Genomic DNA, 21,092 nt, shown 5'->3' with positions numbered 1-21,092 from the left:
CGGCAGGACAGACCCTGGCGACATGGTTATTGCAATACAGGGAACCAGTCTTCGCGCAGACGGTCGCCTTCTTCCATCCCGTGGCCCGGGAAAGGCGGTGACGTCGGCCCGGGGCGCTCGGTATAGCGGGCGTCCTCGCCGATCAGCCGCAGCGAAAAGGCCCGGCGCCGCGCCTGTGCCGTATTGCCCCGTGCGCCGTGAAGCGTCCGGAAATGAAACGCCACGGCGTCACCGGGCTCCATATCAAATTCGATGATACGCATGCCTTCGGCTTCTGGATCCGGCACGGGCATATAGGGTGCCGGATCAAAAAAGGCGTCGCCCTTTGCCCAGCGGGTAGGCAGCACGTCCTTTTCCCACAGGTGTGATCCCGCCACGCAGCGCAGTGTCGCGTCCCGCACCGGATCAAGCGGCGACCAGAAACTGACCGTCTGCTGACCGCCCACAAAATAATAAGGCCCGTCCTGATGCCAGGGGGTCGCCATTGACGTTCCAGGCTCCTTGACCAACACATGATCATGAAAAAGCTGCACGCGTTCAGACTGCATCAGCGCAGAGGCTGCCGCTGCTGCCGGAGAGCCCAGTGCGGCACGGCGAAAGGCGTCTATCCGCTGCCAGTTGCAATAATCGTCAAAAAACCGGCCGCTTTCGCCCTCCCGGCGGTTTTCCGAGGCGTAGGGGCCGGGATGTTCCATGTTCTCCGCGATACCGTTGCGCAGATCATCGACAAAATCCGCGAAAAGGCCCCGCACCAGAACAACACCGTCACGTGCGTAGTCCGCGACCATCTCCGGTGTCACGAGGGAAGCTTTCATCATACTGCTGTCAGGCTGCTGCGTCAGGTTTTACGCCGCAGACGGATTACCACATCAACCGATGCAATCTCTGCCCCGTCCGGCGCATCCGGCACCTGGGCAATAACCAGTTGATCAGAGGGTGCATCCGTCAGCCGGCCATCGTCTTCCCAGTAGAAATGCGGGTGGTCATGTGTGTTGGTGTCAAAATAGCTTTTGGACCCGTCCACGGTAACTTCCTGCACCAGGCCCACGTCGCAAAAGGCGCGCAGGGTGTTGTAGACGGTGGCGAGTGATACCGCCTCACCCTGGGCTTTGGCCGCATCGAACAAGCTTTCAGCGGTCACATGACGGTGCTGGCCGTCGCCGATGAGCAGGCTCGCAAGGGTCACACGCTGCCGCGTCGGACGCAGTCCGCCCTTTGCCAGCCAGGCCGTGCCAGTGTCGTGTTGATGCGTGTTCATCGCGCCCTCGTTCCTCTTCCCTTACATATATAAAGGTTTCTGCGAACGGTTTTCAATTCAAAAGCGGCAGTTCGCACCGGCAGGGACGTATTGTGCAGGGTGTGCGCCTGCACTTGCAGGACGGGCAAACGCGGTGCTAGAGGGATCAGAACGAAATTTCGCAGGAGCCGCAACGCAATGAGCCAGTACCCCACCAGTTTCGACAAGGACGAACTGCTGAAATGCGCCCGCGGTGAACTCTTTGGACCGGGCAATGCCCAGCTGCCCGAACCGCCGATGCTGATGATGGACCGGATCACCGGTATCTCCGGTGACGGCGGCGAACATGGTAAAGGCCATGTGGTTGCGGAATTCGACATTCAGCCGGACCTGTGGTTTTTCGACTGCCATTTCCCCGGCAACCCGATCATGCCCGGCTGTCTCGGGCTTGACGGGCTGTGGCAGCTGACCGGCTTTAACCTCGGCTGGCGCGGCTGGCAGGGGCGCGGATATGCGCTGGGTGTTGGGGAGGTCAAGCTTACCGGTATGGTGCGACCTGACCGCAAAATGCTGACCTACTACGTGGACTTCACAAAAGCGATCCAGACGCGGCGTCTGACAATGGGCGTCGCCAACGGCCGGGTCGAGGCGGACGGGGAAACCATCTACCAGGTGACCGACATGAAAGTCGCGCTGTCAGAGAACTAAGCGGGTAAAGCCCGCTGAAATGACGATGGTTCTGCCGCAGATTTTCTGCGTGGCGAGGTTCATCACGGTTTGAGTCGCGAATGCTCCGTTCAGTCGCACCCTGAAGAGTTCTGTTTTGCCCGACGGCATGACACTGTCTGACAAAAGACGCGCCATCTGCTTTATAATTTACAACAGGGATAACGGCCCGGATTCTTTTGGATTTGCTGGCCGTCAGGAAAGCGTCTGATCGATAAGCGGTATCATACGCCTGCGACATGGCGTGCCGCGTTTTTGTCCAACGCTGTAACACACGGATCAAGACACCCGGGTCCGGCCATCCTGCTGTGACGTCCAGGAAAATGTCCGACCTGCAGGAGAAAGTCCTGGGAACCTTCCGTGCTGACCACGTCTGCCTCATGGAAAAATCTTGCCAGCCGCGATGCAAAGTTGCGTTGTCTGCAAACGCCGGACAGTTGGTGACGCTCAGGGCAGGCGATGGGATTGTTCTGTATGAAAACCTGGGAACCGAATGAACCGTAGGTCGATTTGTCAGCAAAATGGGTTCCGTCTGCACTGTCTGAGCATTCAGCTGGCAGCCAGCCCGCATCGGGGCGCCCCCCCCGATCAGCGCAGAAACAGTCGTCTTCATTGGGGTCGTTCTTTGCATGAGCTGCTTTTCGAACGCGATCAAAGAACACTGACCCTATAGACCCAATACGGAACCGAGCGAACTGCCCCAGCTCTGGGAAGAGCCATAAGTTCACGTGTTCAGATAATGGTGCTCAGCAGAGGCGGAATTCTGGTCACGACAATACTTTGCATAGACATTCTGCGGCTTTTTTCGCGGCTCACAGCACGTCTGGTTGGCCGACCCGCGCGCAACTGGCAATCTCACATTGCAACGAACTTTTTGGTTTCAATGCATCGGATGGACAAGTCATGCGTCTCCGCCACGGTGCGGCCACACCGGACGGTCCCTGACCAGGAATTTATCCAGGCGGACATTGCACCATAGGCCTTACTATTCTTGCTCTGAATACAGTTGCGGTTTCGAGGGTAGATTTGCTGAACCGTTGGAACGGGAAGCTTCCATGGCAGCACTCAGCAAGCCAAAACCCGTATGACAGAGCGCCAGAGGCTGATGGAGGGTGGCACGAAAAACGGGCCACCATAATCCCACGGGCATCACATGCGGCAATGAAAGCGCCGCCATTAACGTCAAACTAATCGCTGGCAGCATAGTTTTCGGACAACGGAAGCGAGTTATGTCAGTGATACCATCACAGATTCTGGAACAGGTCCCTCTGAAATGTGCAGAGGGCCTCGGTCTCGCTCTGGCCAGCGATCAGGACGGTGCTGTCATGGTCTTCAAATGGTGCAACAAGGCATTTTCAGAAACAACAGGATATTCATCTGACGACGCGATTGGTCAGCGTGGGAAAATACTCATCGGCCCGGATACGGAGCAGGGAACACACCTTCTGATCATCGACAAACTCATGAAATGGGAACGTTTTTCCGTCATCTCGAACTCAAATCGCAAGAGTGGCGAGCCGTACAGGGCCAGGATGAGCTGGACACCACTCTCCGATCCGGAAAACGGCGATCGGTGGTGGCTTTGCTCGCTGATCGAGCTGGATTCTGCCCTGGAAACGAGCGCTCCTGCCCGGTCAGACACCGGTACAGCGCCCGACGGAGCCGTCGTGACAAAGTACTCTGAGGAAATTCTGCGTCTCGAAAAAGAAAACCGCCGCCTGAATGAACTGGCGCGCACCGTAACAAAAGAATCCAACGAGGACCCGCTGACAGGGCTCTCCAATCGCCGGCATTTTGAGGTGGAGTTCAAAGCCTGGGTCGCCGCACTTCGAAAAGGCGGTCCCGATTTCGCGCTGATTTACATTGACCTCGACCGGTTCAAACCGGTGAACGACACACTGGGCCATGACGCAGGTGACAGGGTTCTCGTGTCCGTCTCGCACATGTTGCGCCGGGTCAGCAGTGAAACAGACCTGGTGGCGCGGCTCGGGGGCGATGAGTTCATCATCATGAAACCTCTGGGCGAGAGCGCTCTGAACATCAGCGCCCTGGCGGACAGGATCGTCGAGGAAATGCGTACACCCTTTACGTTTGACGGCAAAACCGTGTCGTGCAGTGCCAGCGTCGGTGTTGCGATTGCGGATACAAAAATGTCCAGCCCCGAGCAGGTCATCGCCGATGCCGACACTGCCATGTATCATGCAAAGGCGCACGGTCGCGGACGATGGTCTTTTTTCACAGCGGAAATGCACGCAGAATCGATTGCGACAAAGCGGCTGGCAACAGAGTTGCTGGTCGCCGTGGACAGACGGGAGTTTGTCCCATTCTTTCAGCCTCTCATCGATGCCGCTACCGGCAGGATCTCGAGCGCTGAGGTGCTGGTCAGATGGCGACACCCCTCCAAGGGACTGTTGCCGCCTGCAGAATTTCTCGATGTCGCCGCAGACATGGGCATTCTCAACCAGGTGGATGAGATTGTGTTCAGCCAGTTGCGTGAGCTCCTTGAGGTGTTTGATACGTCGGAAATTGAGCTGCCCAAAGTCGCGATAAATGTTTCTGCGGGGCGTCTGACCGATCCGACTTTCATACATGACATCCGAACCTCTGGTATCAGCCCCGGGCGGCTGACCGTCGAAATACTGGAGTCTGTTTATCTGGAACGCATGGGAGATCTGGTAAGCTGGGCCATCGATGAGCTCAACGAAATGGGCGTCACCATCGCGGTTGACGATTTTGGGACGGGTCATGCCTCGGTCCAGGGGTTGCTGCACATCAAACCGGACCTGCTGAAAATTGACCGCCAGTTCATCCAGCCTATGGTTGAAAATGAAACGTCCCGGGGATTGGTGGCATCCATTGCCGCAATCGGCAAAAGCCTTGGAACCAAAATCGTCGCCGAGGGTATTGAATCAGAAGCACATGCTTATCTGGCCCGTGATATGGGATGTGATCATCTTCAGGGATTTCATTTCGGGCGCCCCATGAGCGCGGAAGATCTGCGGCAGAAACTGATCCGGACAAAAGGTCAGTTCTGGCACCCGGCACCGGACATGTCAGTGACGGCAGGTGCCGTAACACGTGGATCGACTGCCTAGCTCCCAACGTATAATGTCGTCGCCTTGCAAGCGCGGCAGGATCCCCACTTTCCGGCAATGCACACGCAGCGTTCGGGCTATGGTCCTGTTGGTTCAAGGGTTGCCCGGGGCAGTACCGCTCCAACTGAACGTTGTTTAGTCCGTGCGTTGGCGTCCACTGGTACACTCGACCTTTCATGACCAGGCGAATGTCTTTTGCGAAAACGCGCAGGACTATGGATCGGTAAGAGGACGCGAGCACCCGCGCACAGCAACGGGGTTTTCCCAGCACGACTTTGAACTCCCTGCCCCCGGCAAAAAGACAACCCCTCTATGCCTGCGGGGCTGGCAAAGACGCGACATATGCAGCCGACAAACCCCACTCTCTTCGCGTTGTGGCGTTCCTTGTCACAGCGCGGGACTGGCTACTGCATTGCTTCCAAAGCTCGGCTCAACCCCAATTGCCCCAACAACAATCCAAAACGGGCAGTTCGCCTCTGGCCGGCCGAAAAAAACAGTTGGGGTCCGCAGTTACTGGCTCCACAGTTCCGTCCGGGGATGAAACTGCGACCAGGCAAACCAGAACGCCTGATGGCTGGCCAGATCGGCCCCATTTTTGTCCACCGCCCTGATCCCGCCTGCGTCAAGCTCCAGGCGGACGTTCTCAAACGCTATCTCATCGCCCCGCTTCAATGCGACAAAAGCCGTGCTGCGCTGAAAGGCAACGGGCGTGCCCGAGGCTGTGATAACACCGATGACATCTTCATGTACCGAAAGCCGCGGATCGACATCCCCGACCGGGAAAATCGGGCCGTTGGCATCGCGGCCATTGCGGAAATCCGGATCACGGCCAAGGGCATACCGCTCCAGCAAGACAGTGGTTTCCGGATGCGCATTTTTCCATGTGCCCCAGTCGGTGGTCACGACGGTTGCCTGGCTCAGACGAATGTTTTTATCTGCCAGCGGCCCGGTCACGGCATGCCCCAGGAAGGTATCGAAAACAGAGTAGGTCTTGATATCGTACATGACCTTGTTGGACCGGCTCAGCAGTCCCGACGTGCGCAACACCGGCCGTTCAACGCCGGGAGGCAGATCATCCGTAAAGTAAGCCTGGGCGGCCCCGCAAAGGGTGCAGTAGGGAATGCCCAGATCGCGCCCGCCCAGGGTATCGTTGACCATTTCGCGCACTTCCATAATGCGCCGGGGATACGCCCTGTATTCGCCGTTCACTTCAATGCCAAAAACAACATCATCGTCCCTGAGCCACCGGGCATCCGCCGCACTGGTAACGACCGGATTGTCGGCAGCAGGGATGCAATTGCACCCGTTGTCCGTTGTGTCATAGGGACGGTCATCGATCAGCACACCGCCCCAGGAAACCAGCCGCCAGTCGATATCCCCTTCAACGAAAATCCGCTCCCAGCCAAGCACGATACCTGTGAAAATCGCGCGTTTGTACCTCAGGTACTCCGGCGGTGCAGGAATATCCCATGCGATCAGGTGATCCGTGACAACGCCCCAGCTGTTTTCAAACCGAAACTCTTTCCCGAGCAGATCGGACGCCGCATTCGTAAGCGCTTCGTTCAGCTGCTCCGACGGCACGAACCGCATCAGATCACTGATCAGCCAGACAAGACGGGGATCGCCGGATTTCGAGATTTCGGCAAGCGCCTGGGTCTGGTTTTCGTCCCACGTCGACAGCGCCACACTGTCAACAAACGCGACCCGCAGAGCAAACTGCATCCCTGCAGAGAGCGGGCCCTCCGGCACGGCGGGCGGCGGCCCAAACTCTTCAATGACATAGTCCGGCAATGTGTCGGCACTTTGTGCGTGTACCATCCCGGACAAGAGGGTGCTCAGAGCAAGAAAAATCGCCGCCACCTGAAAGCGGTAACCGGTTCTGGTTGCTGAAATCATAACGTGGCCTTTCAGTTTCCGGGTGTCCGGACCTGTCCTGTGTTCCCTGGATTCCGAGGGCCAGTATCAGCGTCCGTTCAATCTTTTACTCCCGCTCGAAACAGCGGGTCAGGCGGATGTTGCATTGTCCGCCGATCAACACCAAATCACGTTTCGATCAGAGAACGGTGATGAGCCCGCACCGGCGCGATCTGCATGTCAGGCCTGCAAGGGCCCGATCCCAGAACAGATCAGGCGCGGCGGCCGACCCAACGTCGCTCCGGTTTCACTCAGGATGCGACCACGGTGATAGAGCAATCTGCAATGCCGCCAGGGGCTCTGGTGGCTGGCACACATCCTGGTTCTGATCCCGGGCAATGGCTGATGGCAAAGACCTCGGCACCACCGGCCGCAGCTTTCAAAACATGCAGTGCCTTCAGCGGTTGCGGTCGGTGTTTACCCGCGCCCGGGCCCCAACGCCCGCGCCGGAATGCGCTCCGGCGGTGTCATCGAACCCCATTTCGGCACACAGAACGGTGACCATACCGGCAAACTGAACAGTCTAACGGCTTGCCCGTGCTGCGGCGCTGACTTACACAGGCGATGTGTTACAGAAGGAATGCGCCCATGCGCCGCGTCGTCGTTACAGGGTTGGGGATTGTCTCATCCATCGGGAACAATGCTGAGGAAGTACTGTCCTCGCTCAAGGCAGGTACCAGCGGCATCGTAGCCAGCCCCGAAATGGCAGAGCATGGGTTTCGCAGCCAGGTCGCCGGCACCCTCAAGATTGACGTGTCGGAACATATCGACAAACGCACCCTGCGGTTCATGGGACCCGGAGCCGCCTATGCCTGGATCGCAATGGGCCAGGCCATCGCGGATGCAGGCCTGGACGAGGAGGTTATCTCCAACCCGCGCACGGGTCTTGTTGCCGGATCGGGCGGCCCGTCAACATCTGCAATGCTGACGGCCCATGACGTGGTCAAAAACACCGGCGCGACCAAACGGATCGGACCGTTTGCTGTGCCGAAATGCATGTCCTCAACCGTCAGTGCCAATCTGTCCACAGCCTACAAGATCAAAGGTATCAATTATTCAATCACCTCGGCCTGTTCGACCTCTCTTCACTGTATCGGCAATGCGGCCGAACAGATCATGCTGGGCAAACAGGATGTGATGTTCGCAGGCGGCGGCGAGGAACTCGACTGGACGCTGTCGTGTCTCTTTGACGCGATGGGCGCGATGAGCAGCAAGTACAACGACACGCCAGAGCTGGCCAGCCGGGCCTTTGACGCCAACCGCGACGGGTTCGTGATCTCCGGTGGTGGCGGCATCGTGGTGCTGGAGGATCTGGAACACGCGCTGGCGCGCGGTGCAAAAATCTATGCCGAGGTCACAGGCTATGCCGCCTCATCGGACGGCCACGACATGGTGGCACCCTCTGGTGAGGGTGGCGAACGCGCTATGCGTCTGGCCCTCAGCACGCTGCCAGAGGGTCGCAAAGTCGGCTACATCAACGCACATGGTACCTCGACCCCTGTCGGCGATGTCGGCGAGGTCGAAGCGGTTCGGCGCGTATTTGGCGAAGGCAACACGCCGCCCATCAGCTCGACCAAATCCATGACCGGCCACGCCCAGGGGGCAGCCGGTGCGTTAGAGGCGATCTTCAGCCTGCTGATGCTGGACAATGATTTTATCGCGCGCTCGATCAATGTGATTGATCAGGACCCGGCGATCAGTGACGGAGAGATTGCACGGGAACTGGTCGAAAATGCGGACTTGGATTCCGTGATGACGAACTCTTTTGGGTTTGGCGGCACAAACGGATCGATGATCCTGTCAAAATATACCGGATAAGGGATTTCAGATGTCAGGTGTTCTGAGCGGAAAACGCGGGCTTGTCATGGGCGTGGCCAACGAACGCTCCATTGCGTGGGGCATCGCCAAAGCCATGGCTAGGGCCGGCGCTGAACTGGCCTTCACCTACCAGGGCGAAGCTTTTGGCAAGCGTCTTGAACCGCTGGCACAGTCCGTAGGCTCCGACTTTATGGTCGATGTTGATGTCACAGATGATGCCTCTCTGGATGCGGCCTTTGATGCACTGGGGGCGCGCTGGCCCACAATCGACTTTGTGGTTCACGCCATTGCCTTTTCAGACAAGAACGAACTGACCGGCCGGTTTCTGAATACCAGCCGGGCAAACTTTAAAAACTCGATGGATATCAGTGCGTATTCGTTTATCGAAATCGCCCGGCGCGCCCATCCACTGATGACGGAAAACGGCGGCACCCTGCTGACCCTCACCTACATGGGGTCCAACCGCGTGACCCCCAACTACAACGTCATGGGTGTCGCAAAGGCCGCTCTGGAAAGTGCGACACGGTATCTGGCGAATGATCTGGGCCCCGAGGGTATCCGCGTCAATGCGATCTCACCGGGACCCATGAAAACCCTGGCCGGTGCGGCCATCGGCGGTGCGCGCAAAACCTATAAACACACGGACATGAATGCGCCGCTGCGCTCCAATGCAACGCTCGAAGCTGTGGGCGGTACTGCCGTGTATCTCGCCTCGGACGCAGGGGCCTGCACAACCGGCGAGGTTATCCGCGTCGACGGCGGCTTCCATGTTCTGGGCATGCCACAGGCCGATAACCTCTGAGCGCTGCGGGCACCCCGGAGACAGATTTTCCACAGCTTTCCATTTTTGTGCCCAGGTCGCGCCAGAATCGCGCACCACGGTACGGCTATGGAACATAAGATGAGCATCCGTGAATACCGGCAGATCACCTGCGTTCAGCGCGGACAGAAAGCACGTTACCGCGCCCGGATGCTGATCCCCATCGCCGCCGTAATGCTGTCGACGGCGCTCTGGTCCGACCCGGTGGCCCAGCCAAAGATGCGGTTGCAGATCGAAAGCACAAAACTGATGGCACAGGTTCTCATGGATGGAGGCACCCTGCCCGAGGCCGCCGCAGCGGCGCGCAGCGCAAAGCTCCCCGATCTGCCTGGCAAAGCCAAACTGGCCGGGCTGCCCGCCGCGCGGCTGTCTGAATCCAAAGTGCGCGTTAACCGGCCCTGAGTTCTGCCTGCAACCGGGATCAGGCCGCGTCGATGCGCATCAGCTCAATGTCGAACTTGAGGTCCTTGCCCGCCAGCGGGTGATTGGCATCCAGCGTAACAGTTGCCTCGTCCACCTCGACGACCATGACGGGCATCGCCTGACCTGATGGCGTCTGCATCTGCAGTTGCGTGCCGACTTCCAGCGGAATGTCTTCGGGAATGCCATCGCGCGGGACGGCCTGCCGCATTTCCGGATTGAGCGGCCCATAGGCCTGATCACAGGGAATATCGACTGTCTTTTTGTCCCCGACGGTCATGCCGGGAATGGCGGTGTCGAGGCCCGGGATAATCTGGCCGGACCCAACGACAAACTCCAGCGGATCGCGGCCGTCTGATGAGTCAAACGTGGTACCGTCCAGAAGAGTGCCGGTGTAATGAATTGCAACGGTATCGCCCGTTTTTACCTGGGTCATGAGCTGTCCTGTCGTAGATGTTGGGGAATGTGCCGGAGGCCGCGTATCTGCGCAGGTGCTCCTGAGGTGACAGCAACCTGCCTGCGGCACCTGGCAGAGTAAAGGTTAAAATCCCTGTTTTGGTCTTTCCGAGCGGACCGGGGCGTGACAGTGTAGCGCCAGCCTCCGGGGAAGGATACGTCTCATGCCTGTCACGACCTGTGTCTTTGACGCCTATGGTACGCTCTTTGACGTCAGTGCGGCGGCACGCCAGGCCGCTGCAGAACCGGCGTTTGAACGGATCTCCGGGTGCTGGCAGGCGATTGCGGAAAACTGGCGGCAGAAGCAGCTGCAATACACTTGGCTGCGGGCCGTGGTGGATGCACACACAGACTTCTGGACCGTCACCGGTGAAGGGCTCGAATGGGCGCTGGAGCGCAATGGTTTTGACGGGGATACAGCGCTTTACGACAGGCTGATGGCGCTCTACCGCGAACTGCAGGCCTATCCCGAGGTGCCGGACATGCTTGCAGCGCTCAAGGCAGTGGGAAAAAACACAGCAATCCTGTCGAACGGATCACCCGATATGCTGGCCGCTGCTGTTGCCTCTGCCGGTGTGACTGACCTGCTGGACGACACGCTGTCGGTCGAAAGCGTTGGCATCTTCAAACCAGACGCCCGGGTCTATGACCTGGTGTGCAAACGCTTTGGATGTGACAAATCAGAGGTACTGTTTGTCTCCTCCAATGGCTGGGATGCCGGCTGTGCAACAGGCTATGGGTTCACCACGGCCTGGGTAAACCGCGCAGGCGAACCGGTGGACCGCCTGCCCTGGCGCCCGGCGCATATGATACCGGATCTGACGGGGATACCCGAACTGGCAGGCCTGTGATGGCGGAATTTGCCTCTCATGACGGACTGATTCTGCATTACTCGGACGAGGGCTCCGGTCTGCCCCTGCTCTGTCTGCCGGGGCTGACCAGGACCACCGCCGATTTTGACTATGTGATACCCTACCTGCGCGACTGCCGTATTATCCGGATGGACTACCGGGGGCGCGGACGTTCGGCCTGGGACAGCAACTGGGAAAACTATTCGCTGCCAGTAGAATGCCGGGATGTTATCACCCTGCTCAACCACCTGGGCCTCGACAGGGTCGCCATTCTGGGCACGTCGCGGGGTGGCCTGAACGCCATGAGTCTGGCCATGAGCCACAAGGACCGGCTGACAGGTGTTGCGCTGAACGACATCGGACCAGAGCTTCATCCGGACGGGCTTGCGTTTATCATGGGGTATCTGGGCCGCAACCCGGGCGGCAAGTCTCATGTCGATGCCGCACGCGGGCTCGAACGGGCGATGACCAACTTTGTCGACGTGCCCTTTGCCAGGTGGATGGAAGAGGCGGTCAAACACTACCGCGTAACTTCCTCCGGTCTCTCCATCACCTATGATCCGAGGCTGCGCGATGCGGTCGAGGCCCAGGCTGCTCAGGAAACCCCGGATCTCTGGCCGCTGTTTGATGCGCTTCAGGGGATGCCCATCGCCTGTATCCGGGGCGAAAACTCCGATCTGCTGAGCCAGAAAACCCTGCGGGAAATGCAGCGGCGCAGACCGGATATGATTGCGGCAACCGTTGTTGGACGCGGTCACATACCTTTTCTTGACGAACCGGAGGCTGTTGCAGCGCTCCAGACATGGATCAACGAACTGAGATGAACATAGACATGATCCGCGCGGCCCGGGATCGGATCGGCGCGTATATCCGGCAGACGCCTTTGCTGAACTCGCCCTTTATCGATGAAACTGCCGGCCGGCGGGTCTGGATCAAACCTGAATGCCTGCAACACACTGGCAGTTTCAAATACCGTGGTGCACGCTCGGCGGTCTCTGCCCTGCCCGCAGACGTCCGGGCCAGGGGGGTGATCGCCTATTCCAGCGGAAATCACGCACAGGGGGTGGCTCTTGCCGCGCGCGAGCACGGCGTGGATGCGGTGATTGTGATGCCAGCGGATGCGCCGCGCATGAAAATCGATAATACCCGGGCACTGGGGGGCGAGGTCGTGCTTTATGACCGCGCCGCCGGAGAAGATCGCGATGCCATCGGCGCCGAAATATCGGCGGCACGTGGTCTGACCCTGATCCGACCCTTTGACGAGCCGCAGGTCATTGCCGGTCAGGGCACAGCAGGGCTGGAAATTGCAGAGCATGCACAGACACTGGGGATCACAGAGGCCGACGTGATCGTCTGTTGCGGTGGCGGTGGTTTCTCAGCCGGTATCGCGCTCGCGCTGGAAGCCGAAGCCCCGGGCCTGCGCGTCAGACCTGCGGAACCGGCGGATTTCGATGATATGACCCGGTCGCTGGCCACGGGAACACCCTGCCGGAACGCGAAACCATCCGGCAGTCTGTGTGATGCTATTGTCTCGCCACAACCCGGTGATCTGACCCTGCCTGTTCTGAACCGACTGGCCGGACCCGGGCTGGTGGTCAGCGACGATGAAGCGCTCCATGCCATGGCGATTGCCTTCAGCCGTCTCAAGCTGGTGGCAGAACCGGGCGGCGCGGTCGCGCTGGCGGCGGCACTTTTCCGGCGCGACGAGATTGACGGCGACGACGTCATCGTCACAATCTCAGGCGGTAACGTGGATGCTGAGGTTTTTCAGGACGCTCTCAGCCGATACGCCGAATAAATCAGGGAGAAACCCATGCATATCGCAGATCTGGGCGACGTACGGCTGCACTACCGCGTCGATGGCCCGAACGACGGGCCAACGGTTGTTTTTGCAAACTCGCTGGGCACGGACCTGCGCCTGTGGGACCCGATCCTGCCGCACCTGCCCGCAGGCCTGAGGCTCATTCGCTACGACAAACGCGGGCATGGGCTGTCAACCTGCCCGCCCGCGCCTTATTCCATGGGCGCGCTTGTCAGTGACGCGGAAAAACTGCTCGACATGCTGGAGGTTCGCGACTGTGTCTTTGTCGGGCTGTCCATCGGCGGGCTGATCGCGCAGGGCCTGGCGGTCAAACGGCTGGATATGATCCGCGCGATGGTGCTGTCCAATACAGGCGCAAAAATCGGGAACGCGGATATGTGGTCCGAACGTATCGAAGGGGTTCGCACGGGCGGCATCGAAAGCCTCGCAGATACCGTGATGGAGCGCTGGTTCTCGCGGAAATTCTGCCAGACGCCCGAGCTTGAACTGTGGCGCAATATGCTTACCCGCCAGGAGGATCAGGGGTACATGGGCTGCTCTGCGGCGATCTCCGGCACCGACTTTTACGCGACCACGGCCAGTCTGCGGTTGCCGACCCTCGGCATCGCCGGAGACGAGGACGGCTCAACCCCGCCCGATATGGTGCGCGAGACCGTGGGGCTTATTCCCGGAAGCCGGTGCCATCTGATCCGCGGCGCGGGACATCTGCCCTGCGTGGAAAAACCTGTCGAGTTCGCCGAAACCCTGTCTGGTTTTCTGCGCGAGGTCGGGCATGTCTGAGGCCACCGCAACACGCCCGCCCACCCGGATCGGAGCGTAGCCCTTGGCCGCAAGCGTTTTTGACAGCTCCCTTCACGCAGGTCTCTTTCCGGCAGGTGAGACCAGCAGGCTGTTTTCCGACAGCGCCGCATTGCGCGCCATGCTCCTGACCGAAGGCGCGCTGGCCCGGGCTCAGGGCAAAATGGGGCTGATCCCGGAAATCAGCGCACAGGCCATTCAGCGCGCGACCCTTGAGGTCCAGATTGATCCGGGCGCGCTGACCGGTGGAACAGCCACAAACGGCGTCTGCATTCCTGCCTTGGTTGCCGCCTTTCGCGCGGAGATGAACGCACCGGAACATGCCCAGTACGTGCACTGGGGCGCCACATCGCAGGACATCATGGATACCGGGCTGATGCTGCGTCTGCGCCAGGCGCTTTTGCTGGCCGAGGAGGATCTGCGGCAGTTACTGACCCTGCTGGCCGATGGCGCGGAAAAACACGCGGTCACCGTGATGCCCGCCCGTACCTGGGGGCAGCAGGCAACACCCACAACATGGGGCGCTGTTCTGGCCGGATGGGGCATGCCGCTGGCCGATGCGCTGGATGCGCTGGATGCGCTGCGCGACAGCAGCCTGTGGGTATCGCTGTCGGGTGCTGCGGGCACCGCGTCAGAACTGGGCGACACCCCTGCAGCGCTGCGTGCGGCCCTGGCTGAGGGCCTGGGCCTCAGGGATCCGGGCAGAACCTGGCACACCGACAGGGGGCCGGTGCTGCGTGTCGCAGGCTGGCTGGCCGGTATCACCGCCACCCTTGGATCTCTGGGCGAGGGTCTGACCGGCCTCGCTGCCAGCGGGATATCAGAGGTGCGCCTTGCCGGTGCCGGAGCATCGTCCACCATGCCACAGAAACAAAACCCGGTGGGACCTGCAGCACTTTCCGCACTGTCCTGCCAGACGGCAGGTCTTATGAGCAGTCTGCAGATCTCTGCCACGCACCAGCACCAGCGGGATGGTGCAGCCTGGTTCACCGAATGGATGGTCCTGCCGCAGATCGTACTGGGCTGCGCCGCATCACGGGCAATCGCGCTGCGTCTGCTGGAAAACCTGGAGCCGGACCCTGCCACCATGCGCCGGGCGCTTGCCGCGAATGGCGGCGTCATCTATGCCGAAGCGCTGAGCTTTGCGCTGACAGAGCAGATGCCGCGCCCGCAGTCACAGCAGGCCGTCAAAGACCTCTGTGCAGAGGTCAAGGCCAGCGGGCGTACACTCGCCGAGCTGGCACAGGAAAAATGGCCCTGGCTGCCCGCATCCCTTTTTGAGCCTGAAACATCCACCGGCCAGGCCCCGGCGGATGCCCGCGCCTTTGTTGCCAGGGTCAGGGGCCTGTGATCCTTGCGCCCTGACGTTCTGTTCATTCTGATCACCGTGATGATCGACGCCATGGGGATCGGGCTGATCATTCCTGTGATGCCGGATCTGATCCAGGGTCTGGGCGGCGGCGATCTGGGCCGGGCGGCGCTTTGGGGCGGTGTGCTCTCTACAGCTTTTGCGGTGATGCAGTTCCTCTTTGGCCCTGTGCTGGGCGGGCTGTCTGACCGCTTCGGGCGCAGGCCGGTGTTGCTGGTCTCGCTCCTCATTATGTCGCTGGACTATCTGGTCATGGCGGTCGCCGGCAGCATATGGCTGCTGCTCGCCGGTCGGGTTGTCGGCGGTATCACGGCAGCCACCCAGTCCACGGCCAATGCCTATATGGCCGATATCTCCGGCCCCGAAGACCGTTCTGCCAATTTCGGTCTGGTCGGTGCCGCCTTTGGCGTGGGCTTTGTGCTGGGGCCGCTGATCGGTGGTCTGCTCGCAGGCTATGGCACCCGTGCGCCTTTTTTTGCGGCGGCCGCCCTGTCGGCTGCCAATCTGGTCTTTGGCTGGTTTGTCCTGCGCGAAACCGTAACAGACAGTATCCGGCGGCCCTTTGCCTGGGCGCGGGCCAACCCGCTGGGCAGCCTGAAGCACCTGCGCAAACTGCCCGGTATCGGGCCGATGCTCATGGTCTTTTTCATCTACCAGGTCGCCTTTATCGTCTATCCGGCTGTCTGGGCGTATTTCGGCAAAGAGCGCTTTGGCTGGGATCCCTCCACAATCGGGCTCAGCCTTGCGCTTTTCGGGATCATGCTCGCCATTGTGCAGGGCGGGCTGATCCGCCCCGTCATGCGCCTGCTGGGCGAGCGCGGCACGGTCATTTACGGCCACGTGTTCGACATCGCGGCCTTTATGGCGCTGGCCTTTGTCAGCAACGGCACCCTGGCCCTGATCCTGACACCACTGGCCTCGCTTGCCGCTGTAATCACACCAGCGCTGCAGGGCATTATGTCCAAGGCTGTAGGCGCGGATGCTCAGGGGGAACTGCAGGGCGCTCTGACCTCCCTGTCCGCGCTTGCCATGATCTTTTCACCGATGATCATGACCTCCACGTTTGCAGCATTTACAGCGGATGATGCCGTGGTTTATCTGCCGGGCGCGCCCTTTTTGCTGTCCGCCGGGCTGATCTGTGTGGGCCTGGCCGTCTTTGTCCTGCGCGGCGGGGCCGCGACATCAGACCGGTAACACGACACCCTTTGTCGCCTTCTGACTTGCACCCACCGTCCCGGCGCGACAGGCTGCCATGAACAGAGGCAACACGCCCGACAACAGAGAGACTGAACTATGCAGAAAATCCGGGCCGCCGTGTGCCATGCTTTTGGAGAACCCCTGGTCGTGGAGGAGATCAACCTGCGCGCCCCCGGTCCGGGCGAGGTAGAGGTCACCCTCGGCGCGGTCGCGATCTGCCATTCTGATATTTCCTATGCCGATGGTGCCTGGGGCGGTTCTTTGCCAGCTGTTTACGGACACGAGGCGGCGGGTGTGGTCACTGCGGCGGGCGACAGTGTCAATGGGCTGTCGGCAGGCGACAGCGTGATTGTGACACTGATCCGCGCCTGCGGCACCTGCGGCAACTGTGCCTCTGGCAAACCGACAATCTGCGAAACGCCCTATGACGGGGATCACGGCCCGATCACAACGGCAGAAGGCGGCAAACTGCATCAGGCCATGGCCTGCGGTGGCTTTGCCGAAAAGGTCGTGGTGGATCAGAACCAGGTGGTGAGGATCAGTCCGGACATTCCCAAAGAAGCCGCAAGTCTGATTGCCTGCGGTGTCATCACCGGGGTCGGGGCGGTGGTGAACGCCGCCGGTCTGCGCGCGGGACAGGATGTGGTGGTGATCGGTGCAGGCGGTGTCGGGCTCAACGCTATCCAGGGTGCGCGTATCGCCGGGGCGCGCCGTATCGTGGCCGTGGATATGAGCGAGGACAAACTGGACACGGCGCGCGACTTTGGTGCGACGCACGGGGTTCTGGCGACCGGTGCGAAGCCCTGGCGCGATGCCCACAAAGCCCTCGGCGGGCGCGGTGCTGATGCGGTGATCGTGACCGTCGGTGCCATTCCTGCTTACGACCAGGCGCCACGTTATCTGGGCACGGGCGGCAAGGTCATTATGGTCGGGATGCCCCATTCCGGTGCCATGTCGAGCTATGAGCCCGTGATGCTGGCCGCCACCGGCCAGGGGATGACCGGATCCAAGATGGGCGATGTGGTGATCCAGCGCGATATACCCTGGATGGTCGATCTTTATGCTCAGGGGAGACTGAAGCTGGATGAGCTGATCTCGGGCCGCTGGTCGCTGGATCAGATCAACGAGGCGATCGCAGACACCAAAACGGGTGGTGCCCGGCGCAACGTCATCATCTTTAACACCTGATCCACCCGCCCGCTGAAGGAGCCGGATATGAAACTGCGTGATCTCGATATCATCGTCACGGCCCCGCCCGCACCGGGCTGGGGTGGCCGCTACTGGATCCTGGTGAAAGTCACCACCGACAATGGCATCACCGGTTGGGGCGAATGTTATGCTTCATCGGTTGGTCCCGACGCCATGCGCGGGGTCATCACGGATGTCTTTGCGCGCCATATGGAAGGGGAAAACCCCGAAAACATCGAACGGATGTTCCGCCGCGCCTATTCTTCGGGCTTTACCCAGCGCCCGGACCTGACGGTGATGGGGGCCTTTTCCGGGCTTGAGATCGCCTGCTGGGATATCCTGGGCAAAGCGCGCGAAAGACCCGTCTGGGCGCTGCTCGGCGGGATGATGAACGAGCGCATCCGCGCCTATACCTACCTCTATCCGCAACCCGGGCACGATCTGGCGTCCTTCTGGACCTCGCCCGATATGGCCGCCGAAAGCGCCCGCGCGATGGTCGACAAAGGCTACACTGCGGTCAAGTTCGACCCTGCAGGCCCCTATACGATGCGCGGTGGCCACATGCCGGGCATGCGCGACATCAGCCAGTCCGTGGCCTTTTGCCGGGCGATCCGCGAGGCCGTGGGCGACAGGGCGGACCTGCTCTTTGGCACCCACGGCCAGTTCACGACAGCGGGGGCAATCCGGCTGGGCCAGGCGCTGGAGCCCTGGTCACCGCTGTGGTTCGAGGAACCGATCCCCCCGGACGCTGTCGAGGAGATGGCAAAGGTTGCGCGCGCGGTGCGCATCCCTGTCGCCACCGGAGAGCGGCTGACAACCAAAGCCGAATTCGCACAGGTGCTGCGCAGCGGAGCGGCCACAATTCTGCAACCGGCCCTGGGCCGGGCCGGTGGCATCTGGGAGATGAAGAAAGTCGCCGCCATGGCCGAGGTCTGTAACGCACAGATGGCCCCGCATCTTTACGCGGGACCTGTGGAATGGGCCGCCAACATTCATCTGTCGGCATCCATCCCCAATCTGCTGATGGCCGAAACAATCGAGACACCTTTCCACGACGCGGTGATCAAAGGGTCAATCCGGGTCGAGAACGGATTTGTCACACCGCCCGAAGCGCCGGGCCTTGGGATCGAGGTGGATGAGGATCTGGCCCGTGCCCACCCATATTCCGGCGACGGGCTGCATCTGCAGATGCACGACGGCCCCTGTGACTATGTGAACGGCAACGATTTTGAGGGCGGAGCCCCCGCACCGCGCGACTGAAGCACGCCGCCCGCGCCAGCTCTTGCCGGGCGCGGCCTCAGTAAGAGTATTCGGCGTAAATGCGGTTCAGATCGCCCTGCCAGTCGCCGTGATACTGCTCCAGCAGCTCATCCGCAGGCACCTTGCCTGTCTCGACACTCTCGTGCAGCGCGTTCAGGAAATGGGTCTCATCGGGGACCATGCCCCCTGCCCCTTCGCGCGCGCGCGCTTTCAGCCCGGCATGGCTGATCGCAACGGCCTCGCGAGCGATGTCGTGCAGACGAATGCCATGCACCTCGGCCTGCAGACCATCCACCGACGCGGCCACCCGCATCAGGTCGCGCGTGCCCATATCCCAGCCTTTGACCAGGTCCCAGGCCGCATCCAGTGCGGTCTGGTCATAGGTCAGCCCCACCCAGAACGCTGGCAGCGCACACAACCGCCGCCAGGGGCCGCCATCCGCACCGCGCATCTCGATGAACTTCTTCATCCGCGCCTCGGGAAAGGCCGTGGTCAGGTGATCCGCCCAGTCTGAAAGCATCGGCACCTCACCCGGCAGCGCGGGCAGTTTGCCTTCCAGGAAGTCGCGGAACGACATGCCCAGAGCATCCACGTACTTACCGTCGCGATAGACAAAATACATCGGCACATCCAGCGCATAGTCGACCCAGCGCTCAAACCCGAAACCGTCCTCAAAAACAAAGGGCAGCATCCCGGTACGCGAGGCATCCAGATTGCGCCAGGCCACCGCGCGCCAGGATTTATGGCCGTTGGGTTTGCCCTCAAAGAACGGTGAATTGGCGAAAAGCGCAGTTGCCACCGGCTGCAATGCCAGCGCCACGCGCATTTTTTTGACCATGTCCGCCTCGGACCCGAAATCCAGGTTGACCTGCACCGTACAGGTCCGGCGCATCATGACGCGGCCCATGGTGCCCACGCGCGTCATGTAATTGTTCATCAGTTTGTACCGGCCTTTGGGCATCAGATCCATGTCGTCATGGGTCCAGTGCGGGGCCGCCCCGAGACCGATAAAGCCTGCGCCGATACGGTCTGCCACGTCCTGCACTTCGCGCAGGTGGGTGTTCACCTCGTCACAGGTCTCGTGAATGGTTTCCAGAGGTGCACCGCTCAGTTCCAGCTGCCCGCCGGGCTCCAGACTGATGTTTGCGCCGTCTTTTTCCAGCCCGATCAGGTGACCGCCTTCGGTGACCGGCGACCATCCATGCCCGTCACGCAACCCTTCCAGCATCACGCGGATCGACCGTTCGCCGTCGTAGGGCAGTGGTTTCAGCGTGTCGCGGCAATAGCCGAATTTCTCGTGCTCTGTGCCGATGCGCCAGTCTTCGCGCGGTTTGCAGCCGTCTTCGAGGTACTGCGCCAGCTGATCAAATGAGGTGATGGGGCCGCCACCGGACTGGGGAATGGACATGAGGGGGATTCCGTTTCGCTGAGCCGTTTTGCTCTGTCAGGGATGGTCCGATTTCAGCGGGGTGTCAATGCACCGCACCCTGTGCAGGAATCGCAATATCACGCTGCCAGATCACGATCTGGTCATGCGCAGGGTGCTCCAGCGCACGCAGCATCTGGGCCGTGCGCAGGCCTGGCAGCGTGGCAAAGGCATCAAAAAGCGCCTCTGCGCCATCGGCATTGACCGGGATCATGAGCGCGGGCTGGCCGGGTTGTTCCAGCCGCCAGTGCGCCGGACGTGCGGTGCCATCAAGCGTCAGCCGCCGCAATTCACGCAGCGCCACAGCCCCACCGGTCAGCGGGCCGAAATAGGTGATCTGCCCTTCGTCCACATCGACTGACCCGGGTCCCGTCCCGGCTGAGCGGAACCGCGCCCGCTGCACACCGATCCAGATCAGCGCGACACCGGCGAGAAGCAGCGCGAGGGCGGGAATCGTGAGCAGCCTGCCGGGACCGGCCAGCCACCACAGACCGGTCAGCAGTGCGGCACTGCCTACCAGCACTTCGCGCCAGCGCATCAGCTGGGCTCTGGCTTCAGGGCGGATCATCCGGCCCCTCCGGCCTTGTTCCGGCGGGCAGCGAAAACGTGCAATAGCATAGTGACGGGACCTTTTATTGCGCGCGACATGGCCGCGCCGCCCTCTCTATATGGAAACGCGATGCCCGCAATGCCAG

General features: G+C 60.8%; 19 protein-coding genes. 13 read left to right on the top strand and 6 right to left on the bottom strand.

All coding sequences use genetic code 11. The features are described 5' to 3' along the window. Positions 1-26: 26 nt before the first annotated feature. Both Q1A34_RS18440 and irr read right to left on the bottom strand, forming a co-directional pair. The gene (locus Q1A34_RS18440; RefSeq protein ID WP_300037887.1) at positions 27-815 is read right to left on the bottom strand and encodes a phytanoyl-CoA dioxygenase family protein; all 789 of its coding nucleotides are present in this window, start codon (positions 813-815) and stop codon (positions 27-29) included. A gap of 23 nt (positions 816-838) precedes the next feature. Further along, complete coding sequence (gene irr / locus Q1A34_RS18435) at positions 839-1,258, bottom strand: Fur family transcriptional regulator Irr (RefSeq protein ID WP_300037882.1); 420 nt, start codon at positions 1,256-1,258, stop codon at positions 839-841. A gap of 177 nt (positions 1,259-1,435) precedes the next feature. Between irr and fabA the strand changes: the two genes are divergently transcribed. Together fabA and Q1A34_RS18425 are read left to right on the top strand one after the other, a co-directional pair. Continuing rightward, positions 1,436-1,945 carry a bifunctional 3-hydroxydecanoyl-ACP dehydratase/trans-2-decenoyl-ACP isomerase gene (fabA, locus tag Q1A34_RS18430; RefSeq protein WP_300037879.1) on the top strand — a complete coding sequence of 170 codons (510 nt, stop codon included), beginning with the start codon at positions 1,436-1,438 and terminating at the stop codon, positions 1,943-1,945. A 1,247-nt stretch (positions 1,946-3,192) separates the two neighbouring features. Then, positions 3,193-5,058, top strand: coding sequence for an EAL domain-containing protein (locus Q1A34_RS18425; RefSeq protein ID WP_300037876.1), 1,866 nt, complete (start codon positions 3,193-3,195; stop codon positions 5,056-5,058). 510 nt (positions 5,059-5,568) lie between these two features. Here Q1A34_RS18425 and Q1A34_RS18420 read toward each other — a convergent pair. Then, entirely contained in the window at positions 5,569-6,954 is a 1,386-nt protein-coding gene (locus Q1A34_RS18420; protein ID WP_300037873.1) for a DUF3179 domain-containing (seleno)protein, read from the bottom strand. Positions 6,955-7,560: 606 nt separating this feature from the next. On the opposite strand from Q1A34_RS18420, the gene fabB reads away from it, so the two are divergent. From fabB to Q1A34_RS18405, 3 genes are all read left to right on the top strand, one after another. Further along, entirely contained in the window at positions 7,561-8,790 is a 1,230-nt protein-coding gene (gene fabB / locus Q1A34_RS18415) for a beta-ketoacyl-ACP synthase I (RefSeq protein ID WP_300037870.1), read from the top strand. A gap of 10 nt (positions 8,791-8,800) precedes the next feature. Next, positions 8,801-9,592, top strand: a complete 792-nt coding sequence (locus tag Q1A34_RS18410) for an enoyl-ACP reductase (protein WP_300037867.1) — start codon at positions 8,801-8,803, stop codon at positions 9,590-9,592. Positions 9,593-9,691: 99 nt separating this feature from the next. Next, positions 9,692-10,012, top strand: a complete 321-nt coding sequence (locus tag Q1A34_RS18405; protein WP_300037864.1) for a hypothetical protein — start codon at positions 9,692-9,694, stop codon at positions 10,010-10,012. Positions 10,013-10,031: 19 nt separating this feature from the next. On the opposite strand, the gene Q1A34_RS18400 is transcribed toward Q1A34_RS18405, so the two are convergent. Next, complete coding sequence (locus Q1A34_RS18400) at positions 10,032-10,466, bottom strand: peptidylprolyl isomerase (RefSeq protein WP_300037861.1); 435 nt, start codon at positions 10,464-10,466, stop codon at positions 10,032-10,034. 184 nt (positions 10,467-10,650) lie between these two features. On the opposite strand from Q1A34_RS18400, the gene Q1A34_RS18395 reads away from it, so the two are divergent. The 8 genes from Q1A34_RS18395 to Q1A34_RS18360 all read left to right on the top strand — a co-directional run bounded on the left by Q1A34_RS18395 (position 10,651) and on the right by Q1A34_RS18360 (position 18,971). Continuing rightward, positions 10,651-11,337: a haloacid dehalogenase type II gene (locus tag Q1A34_RS18395; protein WP_300037858.1), complete on the top strand. Its 687-nt coding sequence runs from the start codon at positions 10,651-10,653 to the stop codon at positions 11,335-11,337. Beyond that, a complete protein-coding gene (locus Q1A34_RS18390; protein ID WP_300037855.1) occupies positions 11,337-12,161 on the top strand; it encodes an alpha/beta hydrolase in 825 nt (274 codons plus the stop codon). The genes Q1A34_RS18395 and Q1A34_RS18390 overlap by 1 nt, the downstream gene beginning before the upstream one ends. Continuing rightward, positions 12,158-13,135, top strand: a complete 978-nt coding sequence (locus tag Q1A34_RS18385) for a threonine/serine dehydratase (RefSeq protein ID WP_300038205.1) — start codon at positions 12,158-12,160, stop codon at positions 13,133-13,135. Before Q1A34_RS18390 ends, Q1A34_RS18385 begins: the two co-directional genes overlap by 4 nt. Positions 13,136-13,150: 15 nt before the next feature. Continuing rightward, a complete protein-coding gene (gene pcaD, locus Q1A34_RS18380; protein ID WP_300037852.1) occupies positions 13,151-13,939 on the top strand; it encodes a 3-oxoadipate enol-lactonase in 789 nt (262 codons plus the stop codon). A 43-nt stretch (positions 13,940-13,982) separates the two neighbouring features. Further along, complete coding sequence (locus Q1A34_RS18375) at positions 13,983-15,308, top strand: lyase family protein (RefSeq protein ID WP_300037849.1); 1,326 nt, start codon at positions 13,983-13,985, stop codon at positions 15,306-15,308. Between the two features lie 3 nt (positions 15,309-15,311). After that, complete coding sequence (locus Q1A34_RS18370) at positions 15,312-16,520, top strand: TCR/Tet family MFS transporter (RefSeq protein ID WP_300037846.1); 1,209 nt, start codon at positions 15,312-15,314, stop codon at positions 16,518-16,520. A gap of 99 nt (positions 16,521-16,619) precedes the next feature. After that, positions 16,620-17,711, top strand: coding sequence for a Zn-dependent alcohol dehydrogenase (locus tag Q1A34_RS18365; RefSeq protein WP_300037843.1), 1,092 nt, complete (start codon positions 16,620-16,622; stop codon positions 17,709-17,711). Between the two features lie 27 nt (positions 17,712-17,738). Continuing rightward, entirely contained in the window at positions 17,739-18,971 is a 1,233-nt protein-coding gene (locus Q1A34_RS18360) for a mandelate racemase/muconate lactonizing enzyme family protein (RefSeq protein ID WP_300037840.1), read from the top strand. A 37-nt stretch (positions 18,972-19,008) separates the two neighbouring features. Here the strand turns inward: Q1A34_RS18360 and Q1A34_RS18355 are convergent, their stop codons facing one another. Beyond that, positions 19,009-20,379 carry a glutamate--cysteine ligase gene (locus tag Q1A34_RS18355; RefSeq protein WP_300037836.1) on the bottom strand — a complete coding sequence of 457 codons (1,371 nt, stop codon included), beginning with the start codon at positions 20,377-20,379 and terminating at the stop codon, positions 19,009-19,011. A 64-nt stretch (positions 20,380-20,443) separates the two neighbouring features. Then, the gene (locus Q1A34_RS18350; protein ID WP_300037833.1) at positions 20,444-20,965 is read right to left on the bottom strand and encodes a hypothetical protein; all 522 of its coding nucleotides are present in this window, start codon (positions 20,963-20,965) and stop codon (positions 20,444-20,446) included. Positions 20,966-21,092 lie beyond the last annotated feature (127 nt).

The organism is uncultured Roseobacter sp., assembly GCF_947491795.1.
Lineage (GTDB): Bacteria > Pseudomonadota > Alphaproteobacteria > Rhodobacterales > Rhodobacteraceae > Roseobacter.
The sequence above is the reverse complement of the archived record's forward strand: the minus strand, read 5'-3'. Positions and strand labels throughout refer to the sequence as shown.